Source organism: Paenibacillus radicis (ex Xue et al. 2023) (assembly GCF_024722015.1).
Lineage (GTDB): Bacteria > Bacillota > Bacilli > Paenibacillales > NBRC-103111 > Paenibacillus_S.
This window is the reverse complement of sequence record NZ_JANQBD010000022.1, coordinates 87,124-110,540: the sequence shown is the minus strand read 5'-3', so window position 1 is coordinate 110,540 and position 23,417 is coordinate 87,124. Positions and strand designations below refer to the sequence as shown.

The window sequence follows — 23,417 nt, the reverse complement described above, 5'->3', positions numbered from 1 at the left end:
GTCTTCGTGTCCAGCCTAGCCCTAGACAAAAACTTAATAACGGTAATGACAGGGCACACGGCGTTATTAAAATTAATTCGATCGAAGCCCGTGCCTTCTCCCAAAAACCTGCATCTATACAGTTTTTGGCCCGGTATATCCGAAGTCTTATTGAATTCATGCAAATGTGCAGTTATTTTTTCATTCTTAGCTAATCCGCGGCGTTTTCCATGAAAATGGATGTACTTTTGCAGGTTTGTTCCCACTAGAGCAATTTCGGTAGGAAAATAACTGCATGTTTGCAGGATTTGTGAGAACTGGTGGTCGGAGGAGGGTCAAGTACTGATTTTGAAGCTGAGCTATAATAGAATCATTCTGTTTATGGAAAATGAGTTTACTATTAAAATGTTCTGTAATAAAAATTTCCTAATTAAGGAACGATAAGGCAATGGGCGCGGTCGATCTCCCTCGTGCTCCTTCCCTGGCAAGCTGTCAGGGAAAACAGGTTTTCTATTCATTTCATTCTTACAGTGTAGGTGGGATATACATGCGTTCAATATGGCAAATCTATAAAACAGATTGGTTAAATATTTTCAAGGTGCCTACCGGAATTTTTCTGATTGTGGCGATTATTTTACTGCCATGTTTGTACGATTGGGTCAATATCAAATCCGTATGGGATCCATATGCCAATACATCCGGAGTTAAAGTTGCGGTCACAAGCGAGGATCAGGGAGCTAACGTTGAGGGCAAAAGCATCAATATCGGGAGTGAGCTGCTTAAGAGCCTGGAGAGCAACAAGAAGCTTGGATGGACTTTCGTCAACAAGGAACAGGCAGAGAGGGGCCTGGACAAGGGAGCCTACTATGCCAGCATCTTGATTCCGGCCGACTTCTCCTCGAAAATTACCGGAATTATCACCGGGAATCTGGACAAGCCGCAGGTGATCTATAGCGTGAATGAAAAAGTCAATGCAGTTGCGCCTAAAGTAACCTCATCCGGTGTCTCTGCGATTACCAAGCAGATCAATGAGAGCTTTACGGAAGCGGTCAGCGAAGCCTTGCTTACGAAGCTTAAAGAGGTTGGCATTCAAATTGAGGAGCAATTGCCTACCATACGTAAAGTCGAGAGCGGTATCTTCGAACTCGAAAGCAAGCTTCCAGAGATTCAAGCCGCAGCACAGAAGGTGATAGAGCTGGAGGAGAAGCTGCCGGAAATCCATGAGAAAGCTCAAATTATACCGGAAGTGGAGAAGAGAATTCCCGAGATTAATCAAGCTGCTCAATATGTACTGAAAATCCAAAACAATTGGTCCAAAATCAGTGAAGCTTTATTGGAGATTGTTGAAATTCAGAAGAAGCTGCCACAAATTCAGCAAGCGGCGGATCGAATTCAGGAGCTGGATCAAAATTTCGATAAAGTAGCTGATGCAATAACTCTCGCGTCCAACAAGGCAAGTAAGGCGATCGAAATCGTTACGGCTGCACAAAATGCTTTGCCTCATATTGCTGAACTTGCTGATAAGGGCTCTGCATTCGCTAATCAACTTAATGAGTTTCTGGTTGCTAACAAGGATGCCTTCGAGATGGTAGCTCCGCTGGTGAAGCAAAACTTGATATTAGTGCAGCAAGCGCTCGATTCAGCCTCATTGCTCACAGATAGATTACTTAGCATAGACCCTAAGGTTCTGCCTACTGCAGAAGAGGTAACGGCCGTTAAAGACAAAATCACCACGGTTCTGAGAGTACTGGAACATACCACTTCATTGCTTGGGAGGATTAATAGCTATATTCCAGGTCAACCATTGAACGATAATATAGCACGGCTGCAGACTATAGAGAATAACTTGAATCGGCAAATCTCCATTTTGGGCATGATTGCGACCTCTCTGGCCAACGGAAATACCCCTGCCAAGGATTTGGTTGAACGCTTAAATGAGCTGTCCAAAAATACGAGTGCCGGATTAGGAAGTATTCTCTCCAAATATGATAGCGAAATTGTCCCTTTAATTTCCCAAGGTATCGAGAAGCTGCAGACGATCGCTAGTGCATCTTCCGACAAGCTGCAGATCGCTAAAAACAAGCTTCCGGATATTGAAGCGATCCTTAAGGATGCGAAGGCAGGGCTGGAATTCGGGCAAGCCGAGCTGACTCAGATTCAAGAACAGATGCCGCAGATTCGTGCGAAAATTCATGAGCTGGCGCAAACGCTGCAGAGCAAAGCGGATGCTTTCACCAAAGCGATTGATATCGCGGCGCCTTTCGTTCAGGACAATCTCTCGTCAATCGGTAAGAAACTGGACGAGGCGGCCTCATTCGTTGAGAACGACTTGCCTCAGGCGGAGAAGGAGCTCTCCAAGCTAGCCGATTTCGTACGCGAGAAGCTTCCGGAAGTGGAGTCCGGCGTCCACAAAATCGCTGGGCTTGTTCGCGATGACCTGCCTCAGCTTGAGCATGCCGTTCGCCAAACAGCGGATAAGCTCAGAAAAATTGAAGAGAACAACCACTTCGCTGATCTTGCCAAGCTTTTGCGCGGTGACATTCAGAAGGAGAGCGAGTTTCTGGCCAGTCCTGTGCAGATCATAGAGAACCGGAAATACCCGATTCCGAATTACGGCTCGGCGATGTCTCCGTTTTATTGTGTACTATCCCTATGGGTAGGCGCTACTCTGTTGATTTCCTTATTGAAGGCGGAAGCCGGCAATCCGGAAGGGCGCTTCAAGCCCTATCAGCTTTACTTGGGCCGCCTGGGCACGTTCATGACCATTGGGCTGCTTCAGGCTCTATGTATCACGCTGGGAGACTTCTTTATTCTGAACGCCTTTGTGGCGGACAAAATAGCATTTGTTTTATTCGCCATGCTGGTCAGCGCGGTGTTCGTTACGATTACCTATACGCTTCTGTCTGTTTTCGGCAATGTGGGCAAAGGAATCGCGATTATCTTCATGGTGTTCCAATTTTCCAGCTCGGGCGGTACGTTCCCGATTAGCATGACTTCACCATTTTTCCAGGCCTTGAATCCGTTTATGCCCTTCACCTATGCGATCAGCCTGCTGAGAGAAGGGGTCGGGGGTATTCTATGGGAAACGGCGATTAGAGATATTTTATACCTGTTCGGATTTATCGGCCTTAGCTTGTTCATCTCGCTTGCTCTAAAACGTCCGCTTAGCGGTATTATTAAAAAATCGACAGAAAATGCCAAGAAAACGAAGATTATTGCATGATTACAACCGCATTCAATCTCGCAGAATTTGCCAAAACTTGAAATAATAATTGATTAAAAGAGAGAAGGTGTAATACAATTAAGAGACAATGTTTGGAAATGGTAAAATGAGAGAGGGATAGTCTTGGCTATTATTGATGTTATAAAGTTTAATGGGATAGCCAATCGCAATTGGTTGGTTTATCGGTATCCGGGAGAAAGCTTTGTCTTTGGTACACAACTTATCGTTGGCGAGGGTCAGATAGCTGTTTTTGTTAAAGGAGGCAAGGCTCTCGACTATTTCTCCGCAGGAACCCATACCCTCAATGCTAAGAACATTCCTATTTTGCAAGGGTTAATCAATATTCCTTTTGGTGGAAGGACGCCTTTTACCGCAGAAGTATTTTTTATAAACAAAACAGTAAAGCTGGATATTTTATGGGGAACCAGCGATCCGATCAGTTTAATTGACCCTAAATATGCAGTCAGATTAAGAGTACGCGCATTCGGGCAATTTGGAATTAGGATTTCAGATTACCGTGTATTTTTGACAGAACTCATAGGTGCTGTGGGCGATGATCAGATTGTTAAATATGATACCGTAATTAGTTATTTCAAAGGTGTTACGGTTACCAAGGTTAAAACCATTATCGCCAATATCATTATTAACCAAAAAATTTCTGTGCTTGAAATAGCTCCTAAACTGGAGGAAATATCAGAGAGTTCCCAAAGAAGCCTTTCGGATGAATTTGAACGGTTCGGGATAGAAATTGTTAACTTTTATTTGTCTTCCATTAACTTTCCAGATGAAGATTTCGAAACTATCAATAGATTACTAGGTGAAAAAGCAGCCTTCGATATCATAGGGGATAATCGCTATACCGTTAAACGTAAATTTGATGTTATGGAAACGGCGGCCAGCAATGAGGGTGCAGGAAGTATAGCGGCGGCTGGTATGGGCTTAGGGTTTGGTGCTGGAGCGGGTACAGCAATGGGAAACCTATTTGGCAATATGTCAGCCAATGACGTCCATGCACATCCCAAAGGACAGCCTTGTAAAAAATGCGGGGAAATGAATGAGGCAGGGGCCAAGTTCTGTAGTAACTGCGGCGATAAACTTATCATTGCCCAAATCGAATGCTACTCTTGCAAAACCATGGTAGATGAGAATGTGAAGTTTTGTTCGAATTGCGGCAGCTCCATGATGAAAAAAATATGCCCCGGATGTCACAAAGAGAATAAACCTGGAACCAAGTTCTGTGCGGACTGCGGCACTAAGCAGGAGGAGTGAATATGAGATACTTCAATTTTTCCAATTTCGGACTTTATAGGCTGCTGGCAGTTCTAGTTTTTGACATTGCGATTATTTTAGGTTTCTATTCCATTTTTTCCGTCTTGTTTATTCTGGCGCCTATGAAGCTAGTAATCATGTCCCTGGTTTTGTTTGCAGGACTATTGTTTTTAAGCGGGGCTGTTGTATTTCCGAACCTGTTTGGAAGAGGCAGTATCCCTTATCCCATATCGATTGTGGTTGTATCCATCCTGTATTTAGCTGTATCTAATCTTATCTCGGTTACTTTTATTATGGGAAATATAGTTTGGTATATATGCTGGGAACTGTTTATCTTTGCGATCCTGATTGGCGTATTGTCAACTATCACTTATTTCTCCAATCGTGAATCTGAGGACTCCACCGAGTTGGAGAAATCCGAAAAGACCAACATCAACATGCAGCTCATGATCATTGAAGCCTCGCTCAATGCCAAGAAAAATAATGAGGGGATATTGCCCATCATCCAATCCTTCAAGGTGCTAAAAGAGCGAATCAATGCTTCAACACCTTTTGGCAGAATTACTGGCAACAGTGCAGTCTATGAATTGGAAAACACTATACGGGATAATTTGGAGTTTATACAATTACATATTCGATCGAATGCCATCGACAAAAATATCGCAGATATTCAGAGTTTAATTGATGAAACTCGACATCTTATTGTTAATAGAGAAGCATTAAACGTCAGATAAATATGTAAAGTAAGGGAGAGACATCTTATGAGTACAAGTAACTGTCCAGCCTGCGGGGCACCAGTCGCACAGAATGTAACGGAATGTAAATATTGTGGGGAAAGTATCGCTGTTAATCAGCCGCAAGTGCAGGCTCAGCAAAATACATCCGGATTTAATTCCTACACGCAGACTATTACCACATCGAATGTGAATTCCCCGGAATCTATAAACAAGGTCAATGAAATGATGAAAGATATGAATGAAATGATGGCTGGCATGAACACGAATAATGCCAACAACATGAATAATAACATGAACAATAATAACATGAACCATATGAATACTATGAATAGCAATGTGTATGTTCCCAGAAAAAGCAAGACTACTGCAGGTATACTCGCAATTTTGCTTGGTGGATTAGGGGTGCACAAGTTTTATCTTGGAAAAGTGGGTTGGGGAATTGTTTACTTACTTTTTTGCTGGACTTATATCCCGGCGCTTATTGGTTTTATCGAAGGCATTATTTACCTCGCATCGAGTGACGAATCGTTCAATATGAAATATGGAAGAAGCTAAGTTATTTCGATGAACGTCTCCAAGAGGAAATATTAGCTTGATTACGGGGTTGTTTCTAGTCTTATCCAGACTTAAGAGACAACCCCTTTAAACTGCGCAGGGTGTCCATAGGGATGCCCTGTATTTTCGTTCAATAGGTGTTATACTGAATCGTATTACTTAGGAGAGGTTAACTTTAATAGTTAAGAAGGTACATCGATATGAAAAAAAGAGCGGCGGATATTTTTATTCTTATTGTGGGTTCATTGATGTTTGCTTTGGCTGTAAATCTTTTTGTTATTCCTAATGAATTTGGTGAGGGCGGGGTTATAGGGACAAGCATTATTCTCTATTACGTATTTCAATGGTCCCCCGGATTGGTCAGCTTAATATTAAACTCTTGCTTACTGCTAGTAGGCTTTAAGTTTCTGGATAAAACAACGACACTCTATACGATTATTGCGGTTTCCTTCAATTCTCTTTTTTTATTTTTAACGGAGGGTTGGCGTATTTCTTCAGATGAATTAATCGTAAATGCCTTGTTCGGAGGAGTATTTGCGGGGATTGGCTTAGGCTTAATTATTAGAGTCGGAGGCACAACAGCGGGCACGACCATTCTGGCCAGAATAGCGAACAAATATCTCGACTGGAATATTAGCTATGCCCTGTTATTGTTTGATCTGATTGTTGTTTTTTCCTCGTATTTTATTATTGGGGCTCAAAGTGTAATGCTTACTATTGTAATGCTCTATGTAGCGACCAAGGTTATGGATTTCATCATAGAAGGGGTTAACCCCAAAAAGGCTGTCACCATAATATCGAATGAGCAGAGTAAAATTGCCGAACAAGTAAATGTGCTAATGGACAGAGGCGTTACTGTTATTTATGGCCATGGCTATTACACAAAAACGGCTAAAGAGATTCTGTATATCGTCATTAGTAAACAGGAAGTAAGCCTGCTCAAAAAAATTGTTAGAGCAACCGATAAAAATGCGTTTATAACGATTCATGATGTACGGGATGTGTTTGGAGAGGGATTTATTGATATTACAAAGTAATGGCCCTGTGGCGGGTGGTTCTGGCAAGCCAAGATTTACAAACCTTGAAAGTCCAAGTCCCCTTGCTTTAATAGAAGAATTTTGGGACAATCATAGAAAGAATGGTTAGCTTCGGCTGTAACTAGAATAAGTCTCGAATTCGTTTTGAAAAGAGGATAAGAATGAATAAAGACTCCATATATGGACTGACGTTGGAACAGTTGATAGCATGGCTCATGGAAAATGGGCATAAAAAGTCGCGGGCCTTACAGGTGTGGGATTGGCTGTATAGGAAGCGCGTAACGGATTTCTCAGATATGGTTGATGTTAATAAAGATTGTATTCAATTATTGGCCGATCATTTTGCCATTCAAACCTTAAACGAGCACTTGAAGCAGGAATCGGCCGATGGAACGATCAAGTTTCTGTTCAAGCTAAAAGATGGCAATCTCATTGAAACGGTATTGATGAGACATAAATATGGGCTGTCCGTATGTGTAACAACTCAAGTAGGCTGTAACATTGGATGCAGCTTTTGTGCGAGCGGATTATTAACCAAAAGCCGTGATTTATCCAGCGGAGAGATTGTCGAGCAAATTATGAAGGTTCAGCTTCACCTGGATCAAGCGCAGCAAGATGAAAAAGTGAGCCATGTTGTAGTTATGGGAATTGGCGAGCCTTTTGATAATTTTAAAAACACGGTGGACTTTTTGCAGGTGATTATAGATCACAAAGGACTAGCTATTGGGGCAAGACATATCACGGTATCGACTAGCGGACTCCCTGATAAAATAGTTGAATTTGCCGATATCTATATGCCTGTGAACCTGGCTGTTTCCTTACATGCGCCAAACAATGAACTGCGAACACAGATTATGAAAATCAACCGTGCCTATTCCATCGAAAAGCTAATGCAGGCTATTGATTATTACTTGCTAAAAACGAATCGGCGGATCACGCTCAGCTATATTTTACTGAAGGATGTAAATGATGGCAGGGAGCATGCGTTGGAGCTTGCTGACTTGATTCGGGATAAGCGGCAGCTGATAAATGTTAACTTGATTCCATACAATCCAGTGGATGAGCTTGATCAATACAAGAGAAGCGAGCATGAATCAGTGCGAGCGTTCTACGATACGTTAAAGAAGCAAGGCATTAGCTGTAGTGTTCGGCTTGAACATGGGACAGATATTGATGCTGCTTGTGGTCAGTTAAGAAGCAAACAGATCAAACAAACGACATAATGAAGGGACTGTCCCTTAAGGGTAGTACCAAATGAGCCTGTCCCCCAATAAAAAAGACTCCAGACCATTGTTAAAGTAGGCTGGAGTCTTCTTTGTTTGTATATAAAATTAATGCTGTACGGCTTGATCCTGTTCTTGTTCTTCCTTCAAATCCACAACAATTTTCCAAGCGTTTCCGATAGGAGGTAAGCTTCTTGTCATTGTCGGCCCGTAAAAGCCTACTACTTGGGTACCCTTAACGAGCAGAGATTTATCAATAGGATCTCCATCTTTGTTGATTAGAGTGGTTTCATCAGATATCTGAAGAACGATTTCGCTTTGTGACTGGTCGCTTAGTTTTGTGCCTTTAATCAAAAAGCTTGTTTTCCCGGCATCATTGCTGCGCACCTCTTCAATCTGGCCTGCAGTGCCAAGCAAATCTGCTTGTCTCTTTGGATCCAGAACCGTAATTTTGGTTGTAGGGGTTTGTGGCGGCAGACTAAGTGTGGCAGCAAGCGAATGCTCAGCTACTACAGTCAAGCCAATATGCAGATCAGAGAGGCTTAGCTTGGTCTCGTCAAGCATTTGATACTCAGTTTCGTCCCCTACATTAAGCACGAGTCCATTCATGCCCACACCCTGGATTTGAACGGATGAGTGGTTCCCTTCATTTCTGATAGCGGTAATAACTCCTGTTGCTTGAACCTTTTTTTGCTGCTCGGCGAGTGTTATTGACACTGAATTTCCTTGTGAAGCTACGGAAGCATGCAAGATCTTGCTTACAAAGGATGAAGGTACATACAGCTTGCTGTCGACCAGCTCAGGCGCTGTGCCAAGAGTTGTAAGCATTTTGTTGATAGTATAACTATCTTCGCCTGTTTTTACAGTTGTAAAAATCGGGCCTTTATTCAAATCGACGGATAGAGTCTCAGGGTTCCAGACTAAAGTATAGCCTAATTTCTCTGCAACAGCCCGGAGAGGCAGCATAGATTCTGCAGCATTAGGTGTTTGGTAGCCATATTCTGATAGCGGTTCGCCATTTAGATTAATAGTAACGGGAGACGTAGCAGCTTGAGTGGTAATGGGTGTTAAGGCATTAATAGGCTGTACATTATCAGTTGAAGCGTAAGCTGCCCCAGTTGACATCATAGTGGATAGGGTTAGAACGACCAGACTTTTTTTCATTAAAGGTTTCATTGTTGTAATTCCCTTCTGCGAGTAATTTAATGTTGCTGTCAATGATCTTTGACGAGACGGGTTTGGATTATGTTGCACTTGAGGTAATTGTTCGCAGAATACAGCGCTGTCGATCTGTTGTTAATCTTCTTGAATTGCGAATGGTTAAGGCGCTAACTTGGGATTAACCTAATGTAATAATCGCATTATTCATTGACGCTAGTGGGAACGAGTGATACTGTAAGATTATGTTCTTTATAAAGAACGAAAGCTCAAAGGGAGGTATTCTATTGGAAAAACAAACCGTACTCCTGCCACAATATATGCGCGAGTTTTCATGTATCGGTCCCGCGTGTGAGGATACATGCTGCGCAGGCTGGAAAATTACAGTTGACCAAAAAACGTACAAGCGATATGAGGAGGTTCAGGGCCTCGCTTCCACCCTTCCACTTTTGGAGCATCTAAAGAAGATTGAAGCATCTCCTGGCAGTCGGCATTTTGCAGAAATTCAATTAACCACGGGATCCGTATGCCCCTTTCTTAATCAGGAGAAATTATGCAGCATCCATTCGCAGCTAGGCGAATCGTATCTTTCTAATCTATGTGTGACGTATCCCCGCGTTTCTAATGTAGTGGACGGAATCCACCAGAAATCAGCTACTATGTCCTGTCCTGAAGTGGCTCGATTGGCATTGCTTAATCCTAATGGAATCGTGTTTGAAGAGATTCAGGAGGTTGTTGATGAGAGCCGGTGGGAAGCTATTCGTATAGATACCAACGATCCTAAGCCAGTACGTCGATATTTCCTGGAGCTTCGGAAGTTTACGTTTGAAGTGCTGCAAAACCGGAAGTACCCTTTATCGGAAAGGCTGCTTATTTTGGGCATGTTATTTGAGGAGCTGCAAGACCGACTATCGTCAGGTGAAGCAGAAGAGGTCCCAAGCATGATTTCCTCTTATAGGAACCAGATTGAGCAAGGATTGATAAAAGAAAGATCAACCAGCCTCCCTACGTCTATCGCTGATCAGATGGAGCTGTTGAGGAAATCGATAGATATGCATTTATTTAACGGAGTTAACCATAAGAGGTACCTCCAATGTATAATGGAAAGCTTGAGAGGGATTAAATTTATGGGGGATAGAGTAGACAAGGATAGCTTAGAAGCGTATAAAAATGCGTATCGTAGCCATTACTTGCCTTTTATGAAGGAGCATGAGTATGTTCTGGAGAATTACCTGGTTAACAATATGTTTAAAAAATCATTTCCTGTTGGAACGGATATATTTGAGGAATACATGACGTTCATTATGCACTATGCGCTAATCAAATTCCATTTAATTGGAATGATGGGTTACCACAAAGAAGATTTTGATATGAACCACGTCATTATGTTGATACAATCCTATTCGAGGACGTTCGAGCATGCGTTCAAGCATTCGCGTCAGTTTTTGAGCTGGTTGAAGGAAAATGGAAAGTATAATTTATCTTCTCTAGCGATTCTGGTTAAAAATTAATCCAACAGGATTATGATAAAATAGGATAGAAAACAGATAAAGGATGGAGATTTATAATACCCGTATCTGAGCATACACCCCCTGATCGCGTGCTGAAGTGGGTTGTTGATTCAGTGAGGCGGAGAGCCTTCGTTGGGCCTATGTGAATGGCATAGGCTCGCCGTAGATTATAGCCTTGGGTGAACACTTGCCGCGGCCCTGCCGGGATTGACATAGGCCATTGCCGATTGAATCTATTATGTCCATGCTTAGTTTGTTGTTTGTTTAAATCTGCCCAGCCGCAGGAGGGGATACACTGGCATTCCCCCCTGCGGCTGGGTCTACTTTAGGGTAATCCACCTTTCCTGTAAGGAACGGTAGGCGTTTACAGGAACATCTCTAGTAAATCCTGCAGCGATCCCGCATGATCAATGGCCGCAAATAAGCACACTGGTTCATGGCTTCTGTGGCCATATTATCAGCGAATGTTGGGACAACGGAAGCAAGGATCAAAATGTTGATGTACGTAAATCAAGAAAAACAGTAAAAACATCATGGAAGCGTTGACAGATTATTTGCTGGTTGTTATGATAAGGACGAAGTGAAGTACAAAATCTTTAAGTTAGGCAGTGGGTGTGACATGGATCAAAGCAAACGGTTAACTGTCAAGGAAATGGCAAAGCAAATCGGAATTTCCGTAGCCACATTAGACCGTGTATTGAATAACAGGGGAAATGTCAAACCTCAAACCTATCAAAAGGTAATGGACAAGATTAAAGAAATGAACTACACACCCAACAAGTCCGCTAGTTTTTTATCACGTAAAAATGAGTTTTCGATGGCTATCGTATTTCCGGAGCTTCCTGAGTATTTCTGGAAGCAGGTGGAGAAGGGTATTTTAATTGCCATTGATGAATTTCGTGATTATGGCCTGCACGTACGCATTATCCGTTCCGAGAAGTACGACCTGGAGCAGCAAAAGAAAACAGTATTGGAGCTCATTGATTCCGGAAAATTCGATGCTATTGCATTGTCACCGAATGATCCTCAAGAAATGGCTGATATCATTGACTACGGTGTAGATCAAGGGCTGGCCATTTGTACCTTTAACAGCGATTCTCCATTAAGTAAACGGCTTTTTTATGTCGGTTGCGATTACCGGATTGCCGGAAGGTTAGCGGCGGATGTATTGTGCAAGTTTATCGGAACGAAGACGAAGCTAGGGATGATTATGTCCTACACTAACTTTCAAATGCAGCAGAAAATAACCGGTTTTCGTGAGGTTGTTGCCGATTACGATCATATTGAATTGGTGGGTCCGCTCAAGCTGCAGCAGGAAGATTACGATTCTATTGACACATTTATGGATTATTTTCATCAGGTAGACGGCATTTATGTTTCCAGTGCCAGGCTGCATATTATCGCCAAGCATTTGGCCGATGCCAATTTATCGAAGCCGATTGCTTTAGTAGGCCATGATATGACGGAAGAAATTTACCAATACATGAGAAAAGGTGTTGTCACAGCAACGATTTGTCAAGACCCTATTAACCAAGGGTATCTTACGGTCAAATCCATGTTTGATTATTTGGTATCCGGCGATAAGGTGAATGAGAAGGAAAACATCACGAAGCTGGAACTAGCAACCAAAGAAAATGCGCGTTACTATATTTAAGCCATTCCATCAGGAAACAGCGTATTTTTTTAACACTAAATGATGTACGTACATCATTTAGTGAATGATTTATTGAGGCGATGCCCATGCCGCATCCGATATAATGTATGAAATCGTTTGTAGCACTGCATATTATGACTAAGTATTTTAAGGGGGAAGAAAAATGTTTAAGAATGTAAGGGCTCTCATGATGGCAATGGTTACCGTACCTGTTCTGTTAACTGCATGCGCACCATCTGGTGAGGCACCTAAATCAGCTCAAGGTTCAACCGCTTCAGGTGACAAGGTTACAATTCAGTGGTGGGATTCCATGACTAGCGAAGCTACTCAAGGTGCATTAAAGAAAACAATTGCAGAGTATGAGACTGCTCATCCTAATGTAAAAATCGAGCGCACCTTTGTCTCTTTTGCTGACATCAAAAACAAGCTGCTGCTCGGGGCAGCGGGCAATCAAGTACCAGACATTGTTTGGATAGACAATCCGGATCACCAGGCTTTTGCCGCTGCGGGTATCCTTGCCGATATTACGAAGGAAATTCAACAATGGGGTCAAGCGGATAAGTATTTCTCCGGACCTTGGTCATCCACAATGTATAAAGGCAAGAACTACGGCGTGCCGATTGGGAGTAATGATTTGGCGCTATATTACAACGTAGACATGCTGAAAGAAGCTGGAATCAATCCTCCGAAAACCTGGGATGAGTTAAAGGACGCAGCCCAGAAGCTGACTAAACCAGATGTGTACGGATTTTCGATGACGGCTGTAAAAACCGAAGAAGGCACTTTTCAATTCCTTCCATTAATGTACCAAGCCGGTTCCGACATTTCCAACTTCAACAGCGCGGGCACGGTTGAAGCAGCTACGTTGTTGAAGGACATGGTCTCCAAGGGTTATATGTCTAAAGAAGTGATTAACCAAAAGCAATCCGACACGGTTGTACAGTTCTCTACAGGTAAAGTTGCAATGATGGTGAATGGAACCTGGCAGATTCCTCTTTTAAGAAAAGAAGGAAAAGTTAATTGGGATGTCGTGCAGCTACCAACCAATAAACAAGGTGGAACTATACTTGGTGGGGAAAACTGGGCGATTACTGATGCCTCGAAACATAAGGATATAGCGTTCGACATTATTAAGTTTGCTAACGAGCCGGACCGTTTGAAGGAGTTTTTGAAAGCTGCGGGGCGTCTTCCAAGCCGTGAAGACTATTTGATGGATCCGTTTTGGCAAAATGACAAGCAGCTGAAAGTATTTGCTGACGCAATGAAGGTAGCTAAGGCAAGAGCTTATGGTCCGAATTATCCGAAAATTTCAGATGCCATTCAGATCATGATGCAAGAGGTTATTACGGGGGCTAAAGCTCCGGATGTCGCAGTTAAAGATGCCGATGCCAAAATAAAACCATTGCTGCAGCAGTAAATGGATGAGATACATGGGGGATGCAGCAGGCACCGCATCCCCTTTACTTATGTGAATAGGGGGAGAAATGATGTCCCATCAGCATGGAACGGGTGGAAGTTATAAATTATCTCGGAGCTCTAAATGGTTTTCCTCATGGAATAGCTATTTATTTGTTTTGCCAGCGCTTGTATTTATGGCCGTGTTTATTATTTACCCTATCGCCTATAACGTTGCACTTAGCTTTCAAGATGTGAATGTTTACAATTTGAAAGGCGAGCATCACTTTATCGGCTTCACCAATTATATGAAGTCGCTGCAAGATCCCGTATTTTATATCTCGCTGAAAAACTCAGTGATATTTACTGTAGTGAGTATATTCTTTCAGTTTACTATCGGCTTTGGCTTGGCCATTTTTTTTAACATGAAATTTCCGGGACGCAGCTTGTTTCGTTCATTGATGCTACTTTCCTGGATGCTTCCGGTTGTAATTACAGGCACGGTCTTTCAATGGATGCTATCCGGCGATTATGGAGTGTTCAATTATTTCTTGCAGTCGTTAGGACTAATAAGCAAGCCTGTGAATTGGCTTAGTGAAGGCAGTACGGCGCTGCTCGGGACTATCGTAGCCAATATATGGACGGGCATTCCGTTTAATATGATAATCCTTCTCTCAGGGCTTCAGACATTACCGGTTCAATTATATGAAGCAGCCAAGCTGGACGGTGCCAATCGCTATTTGCAGTTTAAGCATATAACGCTGCCGTTACTTAGACCTACAATCCTTGTCCTGTTCATGCTCGGTATTATTTATACATTCAAGGTGTTTGATCTAGTTTTCATTATGACAGCAGGAGGACCGGTAACATCCTCAACAGTGCTGCCTATCTACGCGTACCAGCTCTCATTTACGACGTTTGAGTTCAGTCAAGGAGCCGCTGTATCTATGATAATGTTTGTTATCTTAATTGCAATTGCTGTTGTTTACATGAGAATGTCAAGTAAAGAGGAGGTTCACTAATGGTTTATTCAAGATGGAAAGCATCTAGTGCAACCTTTATCGGTATATTGATTATGATCGTATTTCTGTTTCCGGTGTACTGGATGATCAAAACCTCGGTAACACCCATTACGGAGCTGTATCACAATCCGCCGCATATCTTTCCCGTGAAACCAACATTCGACTCGTATATCAATAACTTTATTCGCAACAAAGATATGATTGGCTATATCGGCAACAGTGTCATTATAGCAGTCGGGACGATGCTTTTGTCACTCGTTCTGGCGGTGCCTGCCGCTTACGCGCTTGCGCGTCTTTCCATAAAAGGCAAAGCCGTTATGATGATTTTGCTGCTTTCTATTCAGATGCTGCCTGGTATTATGATGGCTATGCCTTTGTTCATAATGTTTTCCAAAGTGGGCTTGACTGATAGTTTCGCAGGGCTTATTTTCGCCGATTTAATCCACTCCCTGCCTTTCGCTATCATTACACTTCGTCCCTTCTTCTTAAGCTTGCCGGGCGGATTGGAAGAAGCAGCGATGATCGATGGTTGCAATAAATTCACTTCGTTTACGAAAATTATATTGCCGTTAGTGAGTCCGGGCTTGATGACAGTGGGTGTATTTTGTTTCTTGTTTGGATGGGGCGACTTTATTTTTGCACTAACTTTAACCTCAGGAAATGCCGTTCGTCCGTTGACCTTGGGCCTTTATCGCTTTATCGGACAATATGGCACCGAATGGAACAATCTCATGGCTGTAGCTACTTTGGCTGCTCTTCCCATTATCGTTATTTTCGTATCGATGCAAAAGTACGTGGTAGGAGGCATTACTGCAGGCTCTATGAAAGACTAAGTCATGCTCTAAATGGCCGCTTACTGATAAAAAACATTCCTGAATGGCAGAAGTAAACATAGAAAAATACTAGATAGAAGAATCAAACGATAGGTGGAGGAAATAGAGATGAAATTTACTGATGGGTATTGGCATATCAGGCAAGGCGTAACGCTCAATTATCCGGTAGAAATCCGCAATATTCGCACCAAACCGGACGCTCTGACCGTTCTTGCTTCCTGCAAAAAAATAGTGACCCGTGGCGACACGTTAAACACAGCCATTTTAACGGTTAATTATACCTCACCCATGCCAGACGTAATTTGTGTGGAGCTTGTACACCATAACGGCAAACAGCAGAAGGGTCCCGAGTTTCAAAAAAATGAAGCCGAGGCTGTCGAAGTTCAAGTGGTCAATGGAGACGAGATTGCTAGCTTCACGAGTGGCAAACTAAGCGTCCAGCTTCACAAAAACGAGGGCTGGAGCACTCACTTCATTTATGACGGCAAACGATTGACCGGGAGTGGCTATAAAAGCCCTGGACATGTTAAAATGCAAGATCAAAGCACTTACATGAGAGAGCAGCTCGATCTGGGTGTGGGAGAATACATCTATGGTCTAGGCGAACGGTTCACTCCATTTGTGAAAAATGGGCAAGTCGTTGATCTCTGGAATGAAGATGGCGGTACCTGCAGCGAGCAGGCTTATAAAAATATTCCTTTCTATATCTCCAACTTTGGCTACGGCGTATTCGTTGATCATCCTGAGCGTGTTTCCTATGAAGTGGCTTCAGAGCAAGTGTCTAAGGTTCAGTTCAGTGTGCCCGGCGAATCTTTAAAATATTATATTATCGGTGGAGCCTCCATGAAGGAAGTTCTGCAAAACTATACGAAGCTTACAGGCAAGCCTGCTCTGCCTCCGGCCTGGTCATTTGGCCTGTGGTTGACAACATCTTTCACTACCAGCTACGACGAAACCACGGTTAATAGCTTCATAGATGGCATGATAGAGCGTGAGCTGCCGCTTCATGTCTTCCACTTCGATTGCTTCTGGATGAAGGAATTTCAGTGGTGCGATTTTCAGTGGGATCAGGATGTGTTCCCGGACCCTCAAGGTATGCTGCAGCGCCTGAAAAGCAAAGGCTTAAACATCTGCGTTTGGATCAACTCTTACATTGCCCAGCAATCTTATTTGTTCGATGAAGGTAAAGCAAATGGTTATCTTGTTAAAACAAAAGAAGGCGACGTATGGCAATGGGATAGATGGCAGGGCGGAATGGGGCTTGTTGATTTCACTAATCCTGCTGCTGTGCGCTGGTACAAGGATAAGCTTAAGGTGCTGGTGGAAATGGGCGTGGACAGCTTCAAAACAGATTTCGGCGAACGCATTCCTACCGATGTTGTCTACTTTGACGGATCCGATCCGGTGAAAATGCACAATTACTATACACACTTATATAATAAAGCGGTATTTGAAGTACTGGAGGAAACAAAAGGCAAGAATGAAGCCATGCTGTTTGCTCGTTCAGCTACTGCAGGCGGGCAACAATTCCCTGTACACTGGGGAGGGGACTGCTCAGCCAATTATAACTCCATGGCCGAAACGCTCCGCGGAGGCTTGTCTCTAGGCTTATCGGGCTTCGGATTCTGGAGTCATGATATCGGGGGCTTCGAGAACACGGCTACACCGGATCTTTACAAGCGGTGGACTGCGTTTGGTCTGCTATCATCCCATAGCCGCTTGCATGGAAGCCAATCCTACCGGGTGCCATGGTTGTTCGATGAGGAAGCATGCGATGTTCTGCGCTATTTTACCAAGCTGAAATCGACCTTGATGCCATATTTGTTCAGCACCTCAGTAGAAGCAACGCAAACAGGCCTGCCTGTCATGCGGGCTATGGTACTGGAGTTTATGAATGATGCCGCCTGCGATCAATTGGATCGTCAATATATGCTCGGCGATTCTCTGTTAGTGGCGCCGATATTCAATGATCAGGGAACGGCGAAATACTACTTGCCGGAAGGACGCTGGACGAACTTCTTGAGTGGAGCAGTCGTAGAAGGCGGTCGCTGGCTGCTTGAGAAACACGATTATTTCAATTTGCCTCTTATGGTTAGACCGAACAGCATTATTGCTGTAGGCACTAACGACCAGCGACCGGATTACGATTACTCTGATGGCGTTGTCCTCCACGTGTTCGAGCTTGGGGATGGGAGCACAGCATCAGCTACCATCTTTAACACGAAGGGGGAGTCGGAGCTGGAGGTAACCGCCGAGCGCAGCGGTCTTGGCATTGCTGTTAACGTGGTTGGTGCAGACAAGCCGTGGGAATTGATTTTGCGCGGCATTCACGAAGTTGAATCGATAGAAGGAGCAAGCTGGACAGCTGAAGAAGCAGGTCTGCGTTTGACTCCAAAAGCTGGTGTATGTAAGCTTGATATACAGTTAAAACTATAACGGTGGCATAAAGTATAAAAATGGAGGATGGCTATCACAGCTGTCCTCTTTTTCCTCTAATACGAACGCCAAAGTTAAGAAGGTCTGTGGGGGAGCACGAAGTATGTTAGAATTAAAGGTATAAACACTAAAAGGGGTTCTAATATGAGCAGCAAGAGCTTTAATGATTATAAACTAAGTGAAGATATACTAAGAGCGTTGGGGAGCTTGGGGTACGAGCAGCCAACGGATGTTCAAAGTGAAGTCATACCCATTGCGCTGGAGAAGAAGGATCTTACCGTCAAGTCACAGACAGGAAGCGGTAAAACGGCAGCCTTCGGGATTCCGATTTGTGAAATGGTGGATTGGGAAGAGAATAAGCCGCAAGCTTTAATATTAACACCAACGCGTGAGCTGGCGGATCAAGTGAAGGACGATATCAAAAATATCGGAAGATTTAAAAGAATCAAAGCAACTGCCGTCTATGGCAAGCAGCCCTTTGCTAAGCAAAAAGAAGAGCTGAATCAAAAATGCCATGTCGTTGTCGGTACACCTGGACGCGTATGGGATCATATCCAAAGGGGAACGCTCGACCTGGAGCGGATGAAATATCTTGTGATTGATGAAGCCGATGAAATGCTTAATATGGGCTTTATCGAACAAGTGGGAGCGATTATCGAGGAGCTGCCCGAAGACAGAATGACGCTGCTATTCTCTGCCACTTTACCCCAAGATGTAGAAAAGCTCTGTCATCAATATATGAAAAATCCATTGGATATCGAAATTATCGCAGCCGAAAATACGACAGCACAGATTGAACACTCCTTATTTGTAGTGAGAGAAGCCTCTAAATTCAATCTGCTTAAGGACGTAACCATTGCCGAGAACCCGGATAGCTGTATTATTTTCTGCCGCACACAAGAACAAGTGGAGAAAGTATGTAAGCAGTTAACCGAGCTGGACTATCCTTGTGACAAAATCCATGGGGGAATGGAGCAGGATGATCGTTTTAGTGTCATGAATGAGTTCAGACGAGGGGCCTTCCGCTATTTGATAGCAACTGATGTAGCAGCCAGAGGTATCGATATTAGTAATATTACCCACGTAATTAACTACGACCTTCCAGTTGAAAAAGAGAGCTATGTACATCGGATAGGAAGAACCGGACGTGCTGGCAAGACAGGAAAAGCGATCAGCTTTGTTACACCTAATGAGGATAAGTTCTTGGCCAATATTGAGAGCTATCTGGGGTTTGAAATTACCCGAAGAGAAGCTCCTTCCAAGGAAGAAATTACAGCTGCCAGGGCTGCCTTCGAAGAGAGAATGAGCGCTCAACCTGTCATCAAGAAAGATAAGAGTGAGCAATTAAACAAAGAAATTTTGAAGCTGTACTTTAACGGCGGCAAGAAAAAGAAACTGAGGGCTGTAGATTTTGTAGGTACTATTGCCAAAATTGAAGGTGTTACGGCCGATGATATTGGCATTATTACGATACAGGACAATGTTTCGTATGTCGATATTTTGAACGGCAAGGGTCCTCTTGTCCTGCAGGTCATGAAAAATACGACCATTAAAGGAAAGCTGTTAAAGGTTTATGCGGCTAACTCTCAGTAGTACAATAAACGGATGACTAGGGGCTGTCCCAAAAGACATTTTGAGACAACCCCTCCACCATTTTATCCTGAATAGATGGTTGCAAAAGAGCCCTCAATTCCACTTTAATAGTTGAAGGCTCTTTTACACATTCTTGTGTATTCAGTGACGCATAAGATGAGGTAGCTTTCCAACGCGTGCTAATCGCGGGTATCAGGTTCATGGCTCGTGGCTCGTGGTTCATGGTTCGGGGTTCGGTTACGGCATTGCATGGCAGTCTGGCGCACTCCGTGCAATTATCAGGAAAATGTCAAGTTAGTTACTCCGAAAATAGCGTTCCAAGTCTTATAGCTGGAATTCCTCCTGCTAATTCTACGTATTTTGGCTGATACCGACCATTTCACCTATATTAGAGTTAGTTTTTCCAGTTAGATTGATTTCAGGCGATATCCACGCTGGATTAGCGTTACAATTTCCATCTATTTTCTTTCCTTCCGCAGCGGCCCCGACAAATCATGGTCTCCTCCAGATTGAAAGCAGCCTTTGAACATCGCTTCTCGCTCCATCCCTTAAGTAACATCCAAAAAGCGGCCGGATTCATTTTTGAATTTTCGAACCCCCACTCTGATGCGAATTTCCCTACAAAAAAGACGCTTCCATTTCCGCTTACATGGTGGTTTTGGAGGCGTCTTTGTACATAGTTTGGGACTGATTCATTCACTGATACCCTTTTGGGAAAGCCTCTTTGTTCATGTTAGCTTAGCATTATTCTGCCTTGTTATATCGCTTTGGAAATCATAAGGTACAAAACGACAACCGGAATTAACGTTCCAACTGTTCCGAATATCGCCCAGTATAAACTAGCCTTTCGATATGCTTGGGAGAGAGTACCTGCACTTAGAGATTGCGCGCTGTGGCGGATCATGCTTCGCTGCAAAGGCAGCAGAAGGGCCAACCAGATTAGACCGGTTAAGGAAAATAACGTTAAGGATAACGTGAGCCAATTGAAGCCTGACATCGAATACCCGGCTTTAAGCGCCATCATAATGCCTGTGACTATGATTAATACCAATCCAGGGATTGTAAAAATATAGTCGGCCAGCATTACATTTTTTGCTGCGCTGTGAATGGCAGCCAAGTCCCCTTTCAAATCGGCTTTTACTTTCCAAAAAGCGGCTGTAAAAATATTACCGACCAAGAGGATAGCTCCCAACACGTGCAAGAATAACAGGAACTTCATTTTAATCCCCACTTTCCTTTTTAGAATTAGAGTTAGGCTGTAAAATGTTGACTATAAATTCGGAGAAGTCGGAAATGCCAAACGAGATAGTTTGGGGGGCGGTAGCCGCACGCATGCGAAACCCATAAGAAAGCAGAACGAATAATTCGGCTGTTTTGTCGGCATTTATGGATGCAGGTATCACGTCATGCTGCTGTCCTGCCTTGATCCATTGCTTCGAAGCATTAACCGCCTGCTCGTAGAAACGTTGAATCACTTCGCTGACAGCGGGTTGGTCACTTTTACTGAGCAAGTACATCAGGATTTGATTCGTAACATCGCTGGGATCGTCCAGTATCGACAGGCTCTCTGTAATCTTTTGCATAGGCCCCTTAAATTGTGGAACCCCCTGAGCTACAGCATCGAAAAAACGATCATTAATCTCCGCGAGCCTTGACTCTAAAACCAGTGCGAGCAGCTCATCCTTTCCCTGAACATAATGAAATATAGCTCCCTTCGATAGTCCTGAACGTTCCATAATGTCGCTTAAGGTTGTTTTGCTGCATCCTTTTTCACTAATTAACGTTCTAGTTGTATCCAGTAAAAGCTTGGTTGTTTGCTCTCTTTTCAGTTCTCGTTTCATAAGGAGGTCCTCTTTCGTATCTGTTTGTATTTGGTGTCTTCCAGTAACTCCATTATATAAACCGACCATCGGTTTGTAAATATGCAAATTGATATTGTTTCCAATTTTAATTTCTTAACAGACTGGAATGAATTGATAAATAATAATGATGCGAGAGGATACAATGTTATTGACAGGTTTGATAAATTAGATATATAATCTGGTTAATCGATTAAAAGGAGGTGAAACCGTTAATTTGAAGAGGGCAACTCTCAAGGAGGTAGCTAAGCTGGCTGGAGTTTCCACAGCTACCGTATCTAATGCACTGAACCGAACCAAATATGTAAGCGAAGAAGTGATGGACAAGATCCATTCAGCGATACAAGAGTTGAATTATCAGCCTAACATTGTGGCCAAGAGCCTGCGAGTGCAGGAGTCTAGAATCATCGGGCTGCTGATCTCGGATATTGCCAATCCATTCTTAACTATTGTAGTACGTGGAATTGAAGAAGAGCTTGCGAAAAGCAACTACAACATCCTTCTGTGCAATACGGATTCCTCCGTGGAGAAGGAACGTAAGTATCTCGAAGTACTAATCGGCAAAAGAGTAGACGGATTGATTATCTCATCGGCCGGGAACACAGGAGACTACTTCCGCTCGCTAGACAAGACGGGAGTGCCGATGGTATTCCTTAATCGGTGCCCGGAATTTATGAACTCCGATGTCATCATGACTAACAATATACAAGGAGCTTATTGCGCCACAGAGCATCTTATTCGACACGGCTACACTAAAATAGCGATCATTGCAGGACCTTCTTCGATTAGTACGGGTAAAGATCGTCTGATTGGATACAAGAGAGCGCTTGAAGACTATGGGGTCAATGAATCAGATCAGTTGGTGAAGGAAGGTTTTTTCAACACCCAGAGCGGCTATGATAAGATGAAAGAACTGATGGAGCAGGATATCAAGCCGGATGCCGTATTTATTTCCAACAACTCGATGACATTAGGGGCGTACAAATATTTGAAGGAAGCGGGCCTTCGCGTTCCTGATCAAGTTGCCGTGCTTGGATATGACGATCCTGATTGGGCGGAGATTGTAGACCCGCCGATTACGACAATAAGGCAGCCTGCTTATCAGCTGGGCGTGCAAGCTGCAAGCTTAATGCTGGCCAGGATCAAGGATAGCCAAGTGAAGCGGGAAATCATGTATATGGACCCGGCATTGATTATACGGCGCTCCTGCGGCTGTGTGGGTGAAGAGCAAATCAGGGGTGAAACTAACCAATTGAGAGACGTCCTATCCAGCTTATAACTTCGTGATGACAACAGAAAGTTGGAAGTATAGGAGTCTCCTTGCTTTTTGCACTCTTTCATTTAATCGATTAACCAAAAATAGATACATAAATTGTTTGTTCAGTAAATCGTTAACCGAAATGGGTATAACAGCTTAGATAGAAAATAGATGCAGATAAATGGGAGGAACAAAGAATGAGAATTGCAGTTGGAGGAGATCATGCTGGTTTTCCATTGAAGGGAACAGTTATAGCGGCTTTAGAGAAAATGGGTCATGAAGTAATAGATTTTGGTTCGTATGACGACAGCCCTGTCGATTTCCCTGATATTACCCGTACAGTAAGTGCAGCCGTGTTGTCGGGCCAGGTGGAGCGTGCCGTTATGGTATGCGGAACCGGTGTGGGGGCGTGTATTGCTGCTAACAAAATTCCGGGGATTCGCGCTTCCGTGTGTCATGATATTTATTCCGCTCATCAATGTGTGGAGCATGATGATGTCAATGTGATGTGCGTTGGCGCTCAAATTATAGGTCCTGTATTAGTAGTAGAGTTGCTCGAGAGCTTCTTGAAGGCTGAATTCAGTACGGAAGAGGAATTCCGGCGCAGAGTTGAGAAGCTGCATGAGATGGAACGTCAGAGTGTATTGCTGAATCAGGCCGCGGCATCCGAATAAG

At 43.4% G+C, this 23,417-nt stretch carries 18 protein-coding genes; 15 read left to right on the top strand and 3 right to left on the bottom strand.

What is annotated here, in order from left to right; translation table 11 throughout:
- Positions 1 to 526 precede the first annotated feature (526 nt).
- From NV381_RS26790 to rlmN, 6 genes are all read left to right on the top strand, one after another.
- Positions 527 to 3,202 (top strand): YhgE/Pip domain-containing protein, encoded by a 2,676-nt coding sequence (locus NV381_RS26790; RefSeq protein ID WP_258216369.1) that lies wholly within the window; start codon positions 527 to 529, stop codon positions 3,200 to 3,202.
- A 123-nt stretch (positions 3,203 to 3,325) separates the two neighbouring features.
- Positions 3,326 to 4,471 carry an SPFH domain-containing protein gene (locus NV381_RS26785; protein WP_258216368.1) on the top strand — a complete coding sequence of 382 codons (1,146 nt, stop codon included), beginning with the start codon at positions 3,326 to 3,328 and terminating at the stop codon, positions 4,469 to 4,471.
- 2 nt (positions 4,472 to 4,473) lie between these two features.
- The gene (locus NV381_RS26780; protein WP_258216367.1) at positions 4,474 to 5,205 is read left to right on the top strand and encodes a hypothetical protein; all 732 of its coding nucleotides are present in this window, start codon (positions 4,474 to 4,476) and stop codon (positions 5,203 to 5,205) included.
- Positions 5,206 to 5,532: 327 nt separating this feature from the next.
- On the top strand, positions 5,533 to 5,763 hold the full coding sequence (locus NV381_RS26775) for a TM2 domain-containing protein (protein ID WP_258216422.1): 231 nt from the start codon (positions 5,533 to 5,535) through the stop codon (positions 5,761 to 5,763).
- 200 nt (positions 5,764 to 5,963) lie between these two features.
- Positions 5,964 to 6,800, top strand: coding sequence for a YitT family protein (locus tag NV381_RS26770; RefSeq protein WP_258216366.1), 837 nt, complete (start codon positions 5,964 to 5,966; stop codon positions 6,798 to 6,800).
- 161 nt (positions 6,801 to 6,961) lie between these two features.
- The gene (gene rlmN, locus NV381_RS26765; protein ID WP_258216365.1) at positions 6,962 to 8,023 is read left to right on the top strand and encodes a 23S rRNA (adenine(2503)-C(2))-methyltransferase RlmN; all 1,062 of its coding nucleotides are present in this window, start codon (positions 6,962 to 6,964) and stop codon (positions 8,021 to 8,023) included.
- A 108-nt stretch (positions 8,024 to 8,131) separates the two neighbouring features.
- Here the strand turns inward: rlmN and NV381_RS26760 are convergent, their stop codons facing one another.
- Positions 8,132 to 9,199 carry a copper amine oxidase N-terminal domain-containing protein gene (locus tag NV381_RS26760; protein ID WP_258216364.1) on the bottom strand — a complete coding sequence of 356 codons (1,068 nt, stop codon included), beginning with the start codon at positions 9,197 to 9,199 and terminating at the stop codon, positions 8,132 to 8,134.
- A 269-nt stretch (positions 9,200 to 9,468) separates the two neighbouring features.
- Between NV381_RS26760 and fliB the strand changes: the two genes are divergently transcribed.
- The 7 genes from fliB to NV381_RS26725 all read left to right on the top strand — a co-directional run bounded on the left by fliB (position 9,469) and on the right by NV381_RS26725 (position 19,625).
- Positions 9,469 to 10,692 (top strand): flagellin lysine-N-methylase, encoded by a 1,224-nt coding sequence (gene fliB, locus NV381_RS26755; protein WP_258216363.1) that lies wholly within the window; start codon positions 9,469 to 9,471, stop codon positions 10,690 to 10,692.
- 619 nt (positions 10,693 to 11,311) lie between these two features.
- The gene (locus NV381_RS26750; RefSeq protein ID WP_258216362.1) at positions 11,312 to 12,346 is read left to right on the top strand and encodes a LacI family DNA-binding transcriptional regulator; all 1,035 of its coding nucleotides are present in this window, start codon (positions 11,312 to 11,314) and stop codon (positions 12,344 to 12,346) included.
- Positions 12,347 to 12,509: 163 nt separating this feature from the next.
- Complete coding sequence (locus NV381_RS26745; protein WP_258216361.1) at positions 12,510 to 13,763, top strand: sugar ABC transporter substrate-binding protein; 1,254 nt, start codon at positions 12,510 to 12,512, stop codon at positions 13,761 to 13,763.
- A gap of 67 nt (positions 13,764 to 13,830) precedes the next feature.
- A complete protein-coding gene (locus NV381_RS26740; RefSeq protein ID WP_258216360.1) occupies positions 13,831 to 14,763 on the top strand; it encodes a carbohydrate ABC transporter permease in 933 nt (310 codons plus the stop codon).
- Complete coding sequence (locus NV381_RS26735) at positions 14,763 to 15,596, top strand: carbohydrate ABC transporter permease (RefSeq protein ID WP_258216359.1); 834 nt, start codon at positions 14,763 to 14,765, stop codon at positions 15,594 to 15,596. Before NV381_RS26740 ends, NV381_RS26735 begins: the two co-directional genes overlap by 1 nt.
- Positions 15,597 to 15,704: 108 nt before the next feature.
- Positions 15,705 to 18,032, top strand: a complete 2,328-nt coding sequence (gene yicI, locus NV381_RS26730) for an alpha-xylosidase (protein WP_258216358.1) — start codon at positions 15,705 to 15,707, stop codon at positions 18,030 to 18,032.
- Between the two features lie 144 nt (positions 18,033 to 18,176).
- The gene (locus NV381_RS26725) at positions 18,177 to 19,625 is read left to right on the top strand and encodes a DEAD/DEAH box helicase (protein ID WP_258216357.1); all 1,449 of its coding nucleotides are present in this window, start codon (positions 18,177 to 18,179) and stop codon (positions 19,623 to 19,625) included.
- Positions 19,626 to 20,382: 757 nt separating this feature from the next.
- Here NV381_RS26725 and NV381_RS26720 read toward each other — a convergent pair.
- Together NV381_RS26720 and NV381_RS26715 are read right to left on the bottom strand one after the other, a co-directional pair.
- Complete coding sequence (locus tag NV381_RS26720; protein ID WP_258216356.1) at positions 20,383 to 20,844, bottom strand: DUF2269 domain-containing protein; 462 nt, start codon at positions 20,842 to 20,844, stop codon at positions 20,383 to 20,385.
- Between the two features lies 1 nt (position 20,845).
- On the bottom strand, positions 20,846 to 21,466 hold the full coding sequence (locus NV381_RS26715; protein ID WP_258216355.1) for a TetR/AcrR family transcriptional regulator: 621 nt from the start codon (positions 21,464 to 21,466) through the stop codon (positions 20,846 to 20,848).
- 235 nt (positions 21,467 to 21,701) lie between these two features.
- On the opposite strand from NV381_RS26715, the gene NV381_RS26710 reads away from it, so the two are divergent.
- Positions 21,702 to 22,763, top strand: a complete 1,062-nt coding sequence (locus NV381_RS26710) for a LacI family DNA-binding transcriptional regulator (RefSeq protein ID WP_258216354.1) — start codon at positions 21,702 to 21,704, stop codon at positions 22,761 to 22,763.
- A gap of 176 nt (positions 22,764 to 22,939) precedes the next feature.
- On the top strand, positions 22,940 to 23,416 hold the full coding sequence (locus NV381_RS26705; protein ID WP_258216353.1) for an RpiB/LacA/LacB family sugar-phosphate isomerase: 477 nt from the start codon (positions 22,940 to 22,942) through the stop codon (positions 23,414 to 23,416).
- Position 23,417 lies beyond the last annotated feature (1 nt).

Excerpts from the sequence above, each read along its gene's own strand:
- NV381_RS26790 (WP_258216369.1), top strand. The coding sequence starts at position 527 with ATGCGTTCAATATGGCAAATCTATAAAACAGATTGGTTAAATATTTTC.
- NV381_RS26780 (WP_258216367.1), top strand. The coding sequence starts at position 4,474 with ATGAGATACTTCAATTTTTCCAATTTCGGACTTTATAGGCTGCTGGCA.
- NV381_RS26775 (WP_258216422.1), top strand. The coding sequence starts at position 5,533 with ATGAATAGCAATGTGTATGTTCCCAGAAAAAGCAAGACTACTGCAGGT.
- NV381_RS26770 (WP_258216366.1), top strand. The coding sequence starts at position 5,964 with ATGAAAAAAAGAGCGGCGGATATTTTTATTCTTATTGTGGGTTCATTG.
- rlmN (WP_258216365.1), top strand. The coding sequence starts at position 6,962 with ATGAATAAAGACTCCATATATGGACTGACGTTGGAACAGTTGATAGCA.
- NV381_RS26760 (WP_258216364.1), bottom strand. The coding sequence starts at position 9,199 with ATGAAACCTTTAATGAAAAAAAGTCTGGTCGTTCTAACCCTATCCACT.
- NV381_RS26750 (WP_258216362.1), top strand. The coding sequence starts at position 11,312 with ATGGATCAAAGCAAACGGTTAACTGTCAAGGAAATGGCAAAGCAAATC.
- NV381_RS26745 (WP_258216361.1), top strand. The coding sequence starts at position 12,510 with ATGTTTAAGAATGTAAGGGCTCTCATGATGGCAATGGTTACCGTACCT.
- NV381_RS26740 (WP_258216360.1), top strand. The coding sequence starts at position 13,831 with ATGATGTCCCATCAGCATGGAACGGGTGGAAGTTATAAATTATCTCGG.
- NV381_RS26735 (WP_258216359.1), top strand. The coding sequence starts at position 14,763 with ATGGTTTATTCAAGATGGAAAGCATCTAGTGCAACCTTTATCGGTATA.
- yicI (WP_258216358.1), top strand. The coding sequence starts at position 15,705 with ATGAAATTTACTGATGGGTATTGGCATATCAGGCAAGGCGTAACGCTC.
- NV381_RS26725 (WP_258216357.1), top strand. The coding sequence starts at position 18,177 with ATGAGCAGCAAGAGCTTTAATGATTATAAACTAAGTGAAGATATACTA.
- NV381_RS26720 (WP_258216356.1), bottom strand. The coding sequence starts at position 20,844 with ATGAAGTTCCTGTTATTCTTGCACGTGTTGGGAGCTATCCTCTTGGTC.
- NV381_RS26715 (WP_258216355.1), bottom strand. The coding sequence starts at position 21,466 with ATGAAACGAGAACTGAAAAGAGAGCAAACAACCAAGCTTTTACTGGAT.
- NV381_RS26705 (WP_258216353.1), top strand. The coding sequence starts at position 22,940 with ATGAGAATTGCAGTTGGAGGAGATCATGCTGGTTTTCCATTGAAGGGA.